General features: G+C 61.8%; 11 protein-coding genes. 7 read left to right on the plus strand and 4 right to left on the minus strand.

What is annotated here, in order from left to right; translation table 11 throughout:
* The first annotated feature begins 359 nt into the window (after nucleotides 1-359).
* The 4 genes from RHPLAN_RS16725 to RHPLAN_RS16740 all read left to right on the plus strand — a co-directional run bounded on the left by RHPLAN_RS16725 (nucleotide 360) and on the right by RHPLAN_RS16740 (nucleotide 6553).
* Nucleotides 360-3584, plus strand: a complete 3225-nt coding sequence (locus RHPLAN_RS16725) for a hypothetical protein (protein ID WP_068020035.1) — start codon at nucleotides 360-362, stop codon at nucleotides 3582-3584.
* 254 nt (nucleotides 3585-3838) lie between these two features.
* Nucleotides 3839-5779, plus strand: a complete 1941-nt coding sequence (locus RHPLAN_RS16730; protein ID WP_198164987.1) for an outer membrane protein — start codon at nucleotides 3839-3841, stop codon at nucleotides 5777-5779.
* Nucleotides 5780-5794: 15 nt separating this feature from the next.
* A complete protein-coding gene (locus RHPLAN_RS39420) occupies nucleotides 5795-6145 on the plus strand; it encodes a hypothetical protein (RefSeq protein ID WP_157100312.1) in 351 nt (116 codons plus the stop codon).
* Between the two features lie 150 nt (nucleotides 6146-6295).
* Nucleotides 6296-6553: a hypothetical protein gene (locus RHPLAN_RS16740; RefSeq protein ID WP_157100313.1), complete on the plus strand. Its 258-nt coding sequence runs from the start codon at nucleotides 6296-6298 to the stop codon at nucleotides 6551-6553.
* A 14-nt stretch (nucleotides 6554-6567) separates the two neighbouring features.
* Here RHPLAN_RS16740 and RHPLAN_RS16745 read toward each other — a convergent pair whose 3' ends face one another.
* Nucleotides 6568-6783, minus strand: a complete 216-nt coding sequence (locus RHPLAN_RS16745) for a hypothetical protein (RefSeq protein WP_068020042.1) — start codon at nucleotides 6781-6783, stop codon at nucleotides 6568-6570.
* Between the two features lie 164 nt (nucleotides 6784-6947).
* Complete coding sequence (locus RHPLAN_RS16750; protein ID WP_068020044.1) at nucleotides 6948-7133, minus strand: hypothetical protein; 186 nt, start codon at nucleotides 7131-7133, stop codon at nucleotides 6948-6950.
* A gap of 335 nt (nucleotides 7134-7468) precedes the next feature.
* Between RHPLAN_RS16750 and RHPLAN_RS41040 the strand changes: the two genes are divergently transcribed.
* Nucleotides 7469-7732: a hypothetical protein gene (locus tag RHPLAN_RS41040; protein WP_198164989.1), complete on the plus strand. Its 264-nt coding sequence runs from the start codon at nucleotides 7469-7471 to the stop codon at nucleotides 7730-7732.
* Between the two features lie 123 nt (nucleotides 7733-7855).
* Nucleotides 7856-8137 (plus strand): hypothetical protein, encoded by a 282-nt coding sequence (locus RHPLAN_RS16755; protein WP_068020046.1) that lies wholly within the window; start codon nucleotides 7856-7858, stop codon nucleotides 8135-8137.
* 981 nt (nucleotides 8138-9118) lie between these two features.
* Here the strand turns inward: RHPLAN_RS16755 and RHPLAN_RS16760 are convergent.
* A complete protein-coding gene (locus tag RHPLAN_RS16760) occupies nucleotides 9119-10192 on the minus strand; it encodes a methyltransferase family protein (protein WP_068020048.1) in 1074 nt (357 codons plus the stop codon).
* A gap of 57 nt (nucleotides 10193-10249) precedes the next feature.
* Nucleotides 10250-11119, minus strand: coding sequence for an NAD(P)-dependent oxidoreductase (locus RHPLAN_RS16765; RefSeq protein ID WP_068031356.1), 870 nt, complete (start codon nucleotides 11117-11119; stop codon nucleotides 10250-10252).
* A gap of 114 nt (nucleotides 11120-11233) precedes the next feature.
* On the opposite strand from RHPLAN_RS16765, the gene RHPLAN_RS16770 reads away from it, so the two are divergent.
* The gene (locus RHPLAN_RS16770) at nucleotides 11234-12370 is read left to right on the plus strand and encodes an Mrp/NBP35 family ATP-binding protein (protein ID WP_068020050.1); all 1137 of its coding nucleotides are present in this window, start codon (nucleotides 11234-11236) and stop codon (nucleotides 12368-12370) included.
* Nucleotides 12371-12439 lie beyond the last annotated feature (69 nt).

Genomic DNA, 12439 nt, shown 5'->3' on the forward strand with positions numbered 1-12439 from the left:
ATGTCGTTTTTGCGATCCGACCCGCGCCACATGCAATCGCGATGCGCCGGAGCCTTGGTTCGTTGCGAGCCAGGAATTGACCGTCGATGTCGGGAACCGCCAGATAACTCGTGGAAAGGTACGCAATCTGCAAAGTCAGCTTCGCTCAGCGCCAAGACGCCGGAAGGAATTTATGCAGAAACTAGGTTTGCTTGTCCGGTCTGGCTAAAGGCCTGATTTATCGAATGATACAGGAACCCGCTTTGGGTGGATTTTGCTGTGGTTGCATGTTGAATGCCGATGTCAGACAATCGAATCTGGTTTAGCGGTATCTCTAATACTGACGATTGTTAATTGGAATAATCGCGAAGGGGCGCGCGATGAAACAGTTGGTCTTCGGCTTTGTTGCCGACAAGTATCTTCGTCGTTTTCTGTTTGCGCTGTCGTTGTTTGCGCTGAACCCGGCGCCGTTTGATTCAGCCCGTGCTGATGACAACACGGATGCCGCCAACACCGCCGTGCAGATTTTCGTCACGGCGGGGCAGGCGGCTGGGCTGCCGATCACACAGGATGAAGCCGCGATCGTCACGCAGATCGTCGCGTGCGGCGTTGCCGGCTCAAATGTCGCTACGTGCGTCAAGAATGCGGCCGTCACCACGGTACTGCAAAAAGCCGGCATCACCGACCCCGTCATTACGGATGCGGTCAACTGCCTGACTGATGGCACCAAAGCAGAGACCTGCGCGACCAAAGCCGTTATCGCTGTCGCGAAATTGCCCCCGGACGTTCAGCCCGCGGCGTCTTGCATGCTCGGCGGCGGGAACGTCGTCGATTGCGGTAAGAAACTCGCCGAAGGCGTGGTGCTCGACAAGGTCCCGGCCGAAATCCAGCCGGTCGCCAAGTGCGTCATCGAGGGCGGCAAGGCGCAAGGCTGCGTGACCGATTTCGTCACACAGCAGATCGTCAAGAACCTGCCGACACAGCCGGTCAATTTGCAGACGCTGGCGCCTCAAGTGGTCGGCTGCCTGAGCGCGTCAAACGTCGGCGACTGCATGACCAAGGCTGTCGTCAACTTGACGAAGGATCAGCAAGGACCACTTGCGCCGCTCATCAGTTGCGCGACGCAGTCGGGTGCCAATCTCGGACAGTGCGCTGCCACCTTTGCGGCGAGCAACCTGCCGACCCTGCCGACGGTGGGTGGGGTTGATCCCAATGCCGCAGCCAAGGCCGTTGTCACATGCGCCGGCAGTGCCGACTTCAATAAGTGCGTCACCGACGCGGGAGTGAAGCAGGCGAAGGATTTGACGAACCAAGTCGTCAATCAAGCCGGGCTCGCGGGCATCCAGGCGGCGCTCGACACCATCAACAAGCTCAAGCCCGACGCTCCGCTCACGATCGACGCGGGCGTGGACAGCAAGAACATCGCCACGCTCCAGAATATCCTGAAGGTGGCTGACGGAATCAAACACAAGGACTGGGGCGAGGTCGTCATGGCGGCCGGACCTGAGCTCGCAATCGTCGCGGGCAATATTCTTTTGTCGATTTTCCTTACGCCGGCGGCAGCGGACCTGCTTGGCCCCGCGGTTGCGGCGATGATCCACAATGACGCGGCTGCCGCGCAGCTGGCGCTTCAGGCCATTGCGAAAGGCGACGTCGTCGCGCTCGCCCAGGTGGTGTTCACCTGGTACGAGACCCAATTCATCGACAAGCCCTGCGCGCTGCTGGGCAAAGACGTGCAGGATACCGTCTGCGGCGCGCTGTCCGACGCGATCAAGACGATCAGCGAGGCGGGCGGCGACTTGGCCAAGAAGGTTTTGGCCATGGGTGAGGATATCCTGAAATGGATCGGGATATGGGGAACGGTCGACTCGCTCGCGACCACGGCCTGGAACGTGGTGTCGGGCGCCATCGACGACATCGGCCATTTCCTGGGCCTCGGCGGCGGCGATGGCGACAAGTGGAAGCCGGCCCCGAGTTGCGGAAGCTTCTCTCCCAAGGATTATTTCGCCAACAGCTACCTCGCTTGTCTGCCCGCAGCGGTCCAACGCCCGCAGGGTACGATCAACGCCAGCCTTGCGAACATGAACAGTGCCTGCGAGCAGGCGTTCGATGCGTGCATCGCGCCAGAAAATCGCGGCAAGGTTCCTTCGACTTGTGCGGCAATGGGCAAATCGCTCAGCGATCTGGCGAACCAGGTCAGCGCCAGCATGGGAACCGCGGCGGACATGTATTCAAATACGCTGGGGCCGGCGGCGTTTGTGAGTGCCGCATTCGAGAAAGCCAAGCAAGATGGCTTGAAGTGGGGGCTCTTCAAAAACACCGGCATCCCCGATTTCTGCAGCCCCGACTTTTGGAGTTCGGCCATGCAGAATTCCTATGTCAGCCAGTGCTCGGGCTTCGTGAACCAGCAGTTTCCTGGCATGAAAGCGAGCCCGGCGGCATGCAGCGCCATCCAGACCCAGGCGTATGACGATCGGGCGGGTGGCTCTTGCCGCTTGAGCCTCCAGGCCGCGCTCGGCGCGATGCAAGCCACCGGGAAAAATCTTGTCGGGCCGAACAGCACTTTCTGCAAAGCGCAGCAAAAGGAGATCGCGGACAATCCTTGCAGGATCACAAGGACGTTGGATTTCCCTGAGGCCAACGTGTTTGGCGTCGTCGATCCCTCCAGCATTGTCTGCGATCCACCCAGCCGTCGCACGGACATGCCTCACGACAATCCGCTTCTGCCACTGCCGCCGTCAGGCGACACCTTCAAACCCTTCCCGGGGGGAATGCAGAGGCCTGACCAGGTTCTCTTCCCTCCGCAAGGCAGCAGCGGTTGGAGCGGCGTCAACAACAACACCAACGAAGGCACCCTGAGAACTTTCCCGGGCGGAATACCGAAGCCTGGCGACATCCTTTTGCCGGGCAGCAGCTCCGGCTCCAACACGACCAAAGCCACCGATCCGAAGATCAAGCCGCCGATCCTGGGCGCGCTTCCAAAGGCAAACAGCAGCGGCAGCTCGGGCGTCAGCATGATCAACGGCTGCAGCGGCAACTCGCCGGCGGCGGGATGCCCGCCGTCGAAGAGACAGAGAGTGATCCGGGTGCCGCGAGGCACACCGGCGCTTGTTGATCGAGGACCGCCGAATGCGGGCAGCAGCGGCAGCAATTCAGCCATGGATCGCCTTGGCGGCGGCGGCATGGGCAACCTGGACGCGATTTCGGGCAACCGGACCTTCACCAGCGGCCCTGCGAAGATCGACGTTCCGCGGCGCCCCCCCGTCAGAACCGGCAACAGCAGTGGCAGTTCGGGCATCAGCACCTCGAAGCCGATTCCCGGCAGCGGTGGAGGCGGGCCGGTCAAGCCGAGCAGCAGCAGCGGCGGCAGTTCGGGCTACAGCACGTCCAAAGCCGGCAACGCCGGCGGCAGCTCTGGGATCAGCACCTCCAGGCCCATACCCAGCGGCAACAGTGGCGGCAGCTCGGGCGCCAGCACCTCAAGGCCGGCTCCGGCGCCGACTCGGCCGTCGGCGCCGCGACCGCCGGCACCGAGAAACGATCCGATCGACTATGGCGGCTGCGCGGGTTGCGGCCAGAAGAAGGACGATCTGATTGTCCGGTGACACCACAACTGCGGCTTGTAAGCCACACCCACGGGGTTTCGTTCTTGATCCCCATCGGAATGTGGCCGGAATGGGCCGCAAGGCTGGACAGGGCATGGGGAACATTAAAAAATATTCCCATTGCACGACCGTTGATTGTAGGGGGCGATAAAGTGTCGAGGTCCACGGCTCGTTCTCGTTTGATATTGCCGGGCGGCGTCGCTGCCGCCATGGCGCTGGTATGCGGCGGGGCCGCTCTCGGTGCGGATATCCCGATGCCGGTGAAAGCCGTGCCGGTCGCGGCTCCGTCCTGGTCGGGTTGTTATGCCGGCCTTCAGCTTGGCGGCGCGCAGTCCGACACGCGCTGGAATTACCAGAACAACAACCCCTACGACGCCATCGATCCGGCTCAGCCCGTTCTGGTCACGGCCCAGACGTTCCGCCAGCTCCGCTTCGCGGGCGGCGCCCAGGCCGGCTGCAATATGAGCTACAGCGGTCCGTGGATGCTCGGCATGGAGCTCGGTTGGATCGCGAAACCGGAAGACAAGACGGAAAGCAACGGCGTCAACCCGATCACGGGCCCGGGCCCAGGCTTTGTCGGCAGCGTTCGCACCGATATCAAATCGATCCTCAGTGTCACCGGCCGGGTCGGCTACAGCTTCATGCCCGACTGGCTGGTTTATGCGAAGGGCGGCTACGCTGCCGCGTATATCGAGTTGCGCGGCAACATCACGCCCGGCGGTGGCCTCGAGGCCTTCACCTGGAACGACACGAACTGGCACAGCGGCTGGACCGCAGGCGCTGGTGTCGAGTACCGGCTGTTCCGCAACGTCACCATCGGCGCCGAGTACAATTATTATCGATTCGGCATGGAGAAATATTCTTCCGGCCCGCTGGTCGGCGTTCCCGCAGCCAATCAGGTTCAGCTCAAGGCCGATGCCGACGTCCACACCGTGATGGCGCGGCTGAACTTCTACGATCCGAACTCGCCCGTGGCGCGCGCTGTCAGCGCCAATTCCAATGGACCTCGCGGCGAGTTCTCGTCGTTCCTCACGAGTTCGGTCAACTACGCCTCGTGGTACGGCTCTCGCGGCCCGAACGTGTTCGCGCCGGACAGGGGCAAAGGCGATCAGGTTTATTCTCCGGTCGCGGCCGGCATCGATTATGTCGAGCCCAACAGCTACAAGCTCGAATTGCGCGGCAAGGGCGGTTACGTCTACGCCCGGCAGGCAACCGCGGGGCAGAACGCCGTATATGAAGGACCGGTCGACACCCAGACCTCGGTCAACGTGGTGATGCTGAACTTCGACAACGTCCGGCCGCAGTTCGGCGTGGCGATGAATTTGCCGACCGGCACGTCCTATCTGCCGAACAACCAGCGCTTCACCCGTATGGATCCGGACCTCGTCCCGGTGGGCGCCTATGGCGCGGGCTTCAACATCAATCCCACCGCGGGTTTTGTGATGGGCCTCAACAAGGACACCGCGGTGTCGTTCTCGGTCGGCTACGCCTGGAACGGCAAGTTCGTGCGCGAAGGTGTCGACCTGAATGCCGGCAACGGGTTTGGCACGGGCGCGTTCGATCTCAAGCAGCACATCGACCCGGCCGATGTGTTCACCGCCAACGCCAATATCACGACGCAGATCGACAACCTTACGCTGCTGGGATCGTTCGCCTACATGTCCGAGGGCAATACGACCATCGACGGCGTGAACAGCGGCAAGACAGGCGCGCGCTACAACACCAATCTCACCGCCACGTGGCAGTTGACCAAGCAAGCGGCACTCACGACCAACACGTCGTGGAGCTTCGCGGAGAAAAACGACATCATCCTGCCGGGCGGCGGCATCGGCACCGAGCCCCACAACTCCAACAGCAATGTCGTGATCGGCTCGATCGAGCCAAGTTACATGCTGACGGAGCAGTTGCGGCTTGCCGTGTCGTACAGCTTCCTGTGGCGCGACGCGAACTACTACGACCAGATCCAAGCCCAGTTCATCCCGGCCAAGCAGAAGCACACCGCCGGCGTGTCCGCGATCTATGCGATCTCTCCGACCGCGAGCATCGAGGCCAAGGGCTCGTACTCCTTTATCCACCAGGAAGACAGCGCTATTCTGCCGACGTCGCTGGGGCCGCCCGTGGTATCGTCGGCGCAGCCGCCGAGCCTGGACTACAGGGCTTGGGCCGTATCCACGACAGCGAACCTTCGCTTTTGAGCCAGGAGCAGGATCATGAACCTCACTCGAGTGTCGGCCGCTTGCTTCGCTCTCGCAGTCGCGTTCTCGGCGGGGACTGCTGACGCGCAATCCCAACGCAGGCTCGCGGCGGCTGCTCCGCCTGCGCCACCCGTGCAGAAGTGCCTGAAGGCGCTCGACGGATCGTGCACGAACCCGGATATGGTCGAGGCCGCGCGCTTGCGCGCGGTCGTGCTGGCGTCGGAGCGCGTCTCCTATTTCGGCACGCCGGCCGGCACGATCGGCGGACCGTTCATCTCATTCGAGCGGCTGTTCCAGGATAATGTCTTCCTGTTCGGCCTGCCGACCAGCACCTGCATCACCTGCGGCACGCGGCGCACCAAGTAAAGCCGACGGCACTGCATCTCGAACCGAGGTGTTTGATGGCGGTTCGCGCCGCGTGGCGCGTCTTTTTTGCATGCGTTGTCCGACACGTCGTTCGACAGCAGAGCGTTGAGCGGATTTGCGCGGCAGCATCAAAACGAAGTTTGGCTCTCCATGAAGATCGATTGGCTCTGCTTGAAACCAAACGGTGCAGATAAATTCTCGCTGGACCTTTCATGGACACTCCTGCGCAGTATGGCCTTTTTCACGGCGCCCATGGACTGCCGCGAGCAGCGCTGGGAAGCACTGACGGATTGGCTCATCGTCGTCATCGCCGTTGTCTCTGTGGTGTTGCTGCTGGTGTTGGAGGTCATCTGTAGCGCGCAAAATCAAATGGCACCGCCGCGCAAGTTCGGATGGCACCAGCTGTAACGGCGCTAGGAACACTAAAAGTTCGAAGGCTGGGTGGCTGCGACATACAGGGCCACCTCTTTGGTTAGCAGCGCATCAACTCTGCGCATGAGGTCCCGCGACCCTGCAATCGTCTTGGCAGTTTCGGATTGGATAAGGCGCATCTCAGTGCGCCACTTCATATGCGCGAACGTCAACGCGGCTGCTTTGAGTTCCACCATGCGCAACGTCTCCCAAAAGACGTTCTGCATACGCGCTCTCCCTGATTACAGGCGGGAGCGCTGTAGCGTCTCTCAGCCACCGGCGCCTGTTGGCACGAGGCCGCTGCCGGTGATGCAACATCAATACATCAAATGACAAATGGTTCAAAGCAGCCCGCTGCGAACTGGAAAAACAAGCCGCTAGACTGAGGCGCCTAACCCAACTCGTCTTCTTCGCTGGGCGATTTCCCTTGTTTGAGCAGCTGCTTCCTGCGGGCCTCGGCGAGCTGCTCCCAGGTTTGAGCCATCTGCTCAAGTTGGGTGCGATGGGTGACGGGCGCTGTGCGGGCCATGTCTCGGCACTCGGCGGCGTGGCGCAGATAATCGCGGATCTTCTTCATGAGGGTGGATGTGCGGCGTGCGGTACGGTGCGCTGAAGCTTTGCGTCACACACCTTGCACTCAAACTCTTGCAGATCGGCATCTGGGCTGATTTGCACCTTCACGAGCCACATCGCCACGTTGCAGGTCGGGCAGCGAAGATGCTTTTGCTCTTGAGCCATGGATGTTCCACTTTTTTCATATCGGGCAATCCGCGAGCGCCACGCGAGACCTATTAAGACGGCTTCCCGACTTAGCGTCAGGTTGCTCCTGACGGTAAAACTATGCGGCCGATGCATCTTTTTACATACTTGGAAGTTGGGGAGTGCTTACTCTCGTGCGATGGACCACCCCCAATGACCGCCGACAGTCCGTTCGTCCCCTGTGAAAAATGCGGGGGACGGACGATTTTTACGACACTTATCCAGCCGCTAGGCGATGAACCTGGACACCGCATCTATACGTGCCATGCGTGTAAGCGACTGACGTGGGTTCAATGGTGGGGCTGGCAACCAGAGCCTGAGCCGCAACCGCCTCGAGCCCCGCAAGAACAGCAGCAACAGCAGCAGCAGCAACAGCAACAGCCTCAGAAAATGCCCGACGGTTCGAGCGGACAGTAGCGCAATCAAAACACACCACAGTTCACCTCAAAGTAGGCCACCGGGGATGCTTCGCGCCTTTTGGATTGTCTGGATCATCGTGTTTGATGGGTTGTTTGTCGCTGCCGCGAAGATGATCGCCGAATGGCCACTTTGAAGAAGTTGCCAGAAATGGCCCGGCAGTTTCAGCTCGACACCAAGCTGGCCTCTCAAATGGGCCGCAAGGGCGGTGCAAGCGCGCGCAGGCTTACGTCAGAGCAGTGCCATAAGAAGTCTCAGGCGTTTCTCACGAAAGTCGGGACAGCGTTGAATCACAAAGCTCGCGCTGAATATTTGGCACTTGTCGACCAGTGGGCTCGTCTCGCTGTCGAACTGGAAGCAGTCGAGCGGCTCAAGGCAGATGCCATGGACGAGGCCGCCAACTGAAGCGACTACGTTGACTTCACGCGCACCGTTTCAACGTGCTTGCATTTGGCGCATTCGAAAGATCGCCATTCGAATTGTTCTCCATCCGCCTCGATGCCGAACAGAAACATGTGCGTCCCGCACTGTGGGTAATCGAGGCGCTTGGCTGAACTGGAATGCGGCTCTTTTGGCGGCAGCACTGCTAACCCCAGTTCACTTCCTGTTTTGCGGCTGCTGTTGCTGCGTGACTTGAGCGCCAGGACGGTACGAGATCCAATTCTCATTCCCGCAGGCAGTGCAGCGATAAATTATATGCGCAGGCAATCCCACCCGGCCGTGGTATTCCGCGCGCCCGGTGCATTTCGGACAGACGAATGGATCGAAAGCAGTCACGATGGCGGTGTATCCGCTGGCGAAATAGACAGAGCGCGCGCCGAGTTTTCGCTTTGCATTCTGGCAAATCACGAGTAGACGCGATTCTGCCTTGCTCGTTGAGGGCGTCTTCTAGGGACGTCTGGTTGGCGGAGCAGGGTGTGGCGCCTGCAGGCGTGGTTCGTACCCATGTCCCAGGGTGTTCCGCCATCGACCGCCCCCGCTAAAGAGGGGGCCGCCCGCAAGGGCAGGGTGTCCGGATGAAGGGTCATGGCAACATGGCCTGGATAAGGGTCCGTCCCTCCGGGGTGCACTCTTTCGATGGCCGCGCAAAAAATCGCCGCGGTGGAGCGCCGGAAGGCGTGCGTGCCGCAAGGCACGCGGGCACCCCTCGCAAGGGTGCTCAACGTAGGCGTGGCGCTGACCGGCGCTCCGCTCCCTCACTCATGTGAGGGACAAAGAAGGATAGAGGCGCTGGCCCCGCGCCTGCTTTGAAGGGGGTGATGAATCACGCCTTGATGGATGTTGAAGGGATGCGCGAGAGCGCGGGCTGTTTGACAATTGAATCAGAATGACTGCGCATCTCCTTTGGCTGCTCGAAAGGCGCGCAAGCGCGCTCTCGTCGCGCGTTCACAGCAGTCCGGGAACGAAGCGGAACCTCACCTTGGTTCGATACTCCGCGTAGTCATTGTCGGTCATCAGCAGGTGGCGCTCTTCGGTGATGGCGCGCACCACATAGATCAGCGTCCACACGACAAGGCACGTGAGAACCCACAGCGCCTTGGATACCGCGTTGTTCGAGAACGCATCGGTCAGTGTGGGGATGGCGGAAATCCAGACGGCAATATTCTTCACAGCGTAGGCTGGGTGTCGCACCCAGCGATAGGGGCCGCGCGCGACGATCCCGCGATTGGTCAAGTTGCTGGCACGAAAACCGAGGGCGAGCGATGCCCAGGCGAAGACCGCAACCGCAGCAACGCTGATCGCGGCCAGCGTGGCTTCGAGGATCGGCGGTCCGAAATCCGCGCCATCGATCCGTTGCCAGGCAAAGAATGCAAATCCGACGTGATTGAACGGCGGATAGCAGATCAGGCACGAAACCCAGCCCAACACCGTCGGATCAACGCTCTTGATCTCGTTGCGCAGCGATCGCGCCTCGACGAGGTATCCGAACGTGAAGATGACCACGTCGATGGCGTAGAGCGCGGCCAGCAGCAGGTAAAAGAAGCTCGAGTTCAGCCGGAGCGCCAATCGCGCATCAGTGTCGTCGGAGGTGATTTCGGTCCAGTGCTGGATCACCTCGCCGATGTTGTTGAGCAGGAATCCCAGCATCAGCGGCACGAAGAACGCTTTCAGCGCCAGGCAGAGCGCGGCCCGGCGTTTGTCCGCTCCGAACTCCGGCTGCGTTTTCGTAAACGCCCAAAGCCGGAGGTAGCCAAGAATCCGTCGGGCGTCACTGACGTATCCCGGTCGCATTGCGTAATACGGAATGAGGACGACGGCGTAGAGCGCCGAGAGCCAGATCAGAACATCCAGCGTGCCGACGGCCCGGTCGTCACCGAACAGCTGGAACTCGATCCTGACGTTGAATTCGGCCCAGAGAAAATTGTCGTCCCTGGTGTAAATCCAGAGACCCAGCAGGATCACGGCCATGGTCGCCGCGTAGTTCGTCAGGCAGCTGGTGAGCCGTCTCGGATCAGACATGGCTGGATCTTTGGCTGCACCTTTGCCGATGAACCATCCGGCCGCCGTGGTGCGGTGCTAGCGATCCAGGCGCGCGATCAGCGCCGATGTGTCCCAGCGGCTGCCGCCCATCTTCTGCACCTCGGCATAGAACTGATCGACCAGCGCTGCGACGGGGAGGTTCGCGCCGTTCCGCCGGGCCTCGGCGAGGCAGATGCTCAGATCCTTGCGCATCCAGTCGACCGCGAAGCCGAAGTCGAACTTGTCGTCGCGCATGGTCTTGTAGCGGTTCTCCATCTGCCAGGACTGCGCCGCGCCCTTGGAAATGGTGGCGATCAGCGCTTCGATGTCGAGGCCGGCCTTCTTGGCGAAGTGGATGCCTTCCGAGAGGCCCTGAACGAGACCCGCGATGCAGATCTGGTTGACCATCTTGGCGAGCTGGCCTGCTCCCGACGGCCCGAGCAGCTTGCACATCCGCGCATAGGCCGCGATCACCTTCTCGGCGCGCTCATAGGGGCCGGCATCGCCGCCGCACATCACGGTGAGCACGCCGTTCTCGGCGCCGGCCTGGCCGCCCGAGACTGGTGCGTCGACGAAGTCGAAGCCGCGCTTCTTCGCCTCGGCATAAAGCGTGCGCGCGATTTCGGCCGACGCGGTGGTGTGGTCGACGAACACCGTGCCCTTGCCCATGCCGTGAAAGGCGCCGTTTTCGCCGAGCGCGACCTCGCGCACGTCGTTGTCGTTGCCGACGCACATCATCACGAAGTCCTGGCCGGCCGCGGCCTCCTTCGGCGTCGCGGCCTTTTTGCCGCCGAACTGCTTGACCCACTGGTCGGCCTTCGCGCCGTTGCGGTTGTAGACGGTGACGTCGTGGCCGCCCTTGGTCTTCAGATGCCCGGCCATCGGATAGCCCATCACCCCGAGGCCCAGAAACGCCACCTTCGCCATCGCCATTCTCCCTGCAAACCAGTGATCGGGTTCGATCATTATCGTGCGGTGGTGCCGTTGACCATAGCGCCTGCGACACTATGGTGACGGCCAAATTGCGCGGGAAAATCGCCTATGCCGGTCACCAAAGACGACGTTGTTGCGAGCCTGAACAGGGTGCCGAGCCCCGACGGCACGCCACTGCCCAAAACCGGCACGCTGTCGGAGATCGTGGCAAACGATGGCAAGGTGTTCTTCTCGCTGACCGTCGATGCCGCTGTGGTGCAGGCCTGGGAGCCGGTGCGAAAGCGCGCCGAGGAGGCCGTGAAGGCCATTCCGGGCGTGCAGTCGGTGATGGTGGCGCTGACAGCCGAGCGCAGGGCCGGTGCGGCGCCGGCCGCGGCACGCCCGGCTCAAGGCGGGGCACCCGGCAGGCAGCCGCACGGCCATGGCGGGCAGGGCCCCTCGGGGGTGCCCGGCGTAGGTTCGATCATCGCCGTGGCCTCGGGCAAAGGCGGCGTCGGCAAGTCGACCACCGCGATCAACCTCGCGCTCGGTCTGCGCGATCTCGGCATGAAGGTCGGCGTGCTCGATGCCGACATCTACGGACCGTCGCTGCCGAAGCTTCTCGCCATCAAGGACAAGCCGGAGACCATCGACGGCAAGCGTCTCAAGCCGATCGAACGTCTCGGTCTCAGGGTGATGTCGATCGGCTTCCTGATCGAGGAAGAGACGCCGATGATCTGGCGCGGCCCGATGGTGATGTCGGCGCTCACGCAAATGCTGCGCGAGGTGGAGTGGGGCACGCTCGACATCATGGTGGTCGACATGCCGCCCGGCACCGGCGACGCCCAGCTCACCATGGCGCAGCAGGTGCCACTCAAAGGTTCCGTGATCGTGTCGACGCCGCAGGACCTCGCACTGATCGACGCGCGGCGCGGCATCGCCATGTTCAAGCGCGTCAACGTGCCGGTGCTCGGCATTGTCGAGAATATGAGCACCTTCATCTGCCCGAACTGCGGCACGCGTCACGACATCTTCGGCCATGGCGGCGCGCGGCACGAGGCGGAGCGGCTTGGCGTGCCGTTTCTGGGCGAGGTGCCGTTGGAGATGAAGATCCGCGAAACGTCGGATGCCGGTTCGCCGATCGTGGCTTCGCAGCCCGACAGTCCCCATGCGGCCGCTTATCGCAGCATCGCCGCCAACGTGCGCGAACAGCTCGGTTCTGGCGCTGCAGCAAAGCCTGTCCCTAAGATCGTCATCGAATCCTGACTTAATCAGCTTGCGCGCCCACAAGCCCCGCGTCATGCTTTTCTCACAGCAAAAGACTCGGGGAGGCCC

Origin of the sequence: Rhodoplanes sp. Z2-YC6860, from assembly GCF_001579845.1 — a bacterium.
Lineage (GTDB): Bacteria > Pseudomonadota > Alphaproteobacteria > Rhizobiales > Xanthobacteraceae > Z2-YC6860.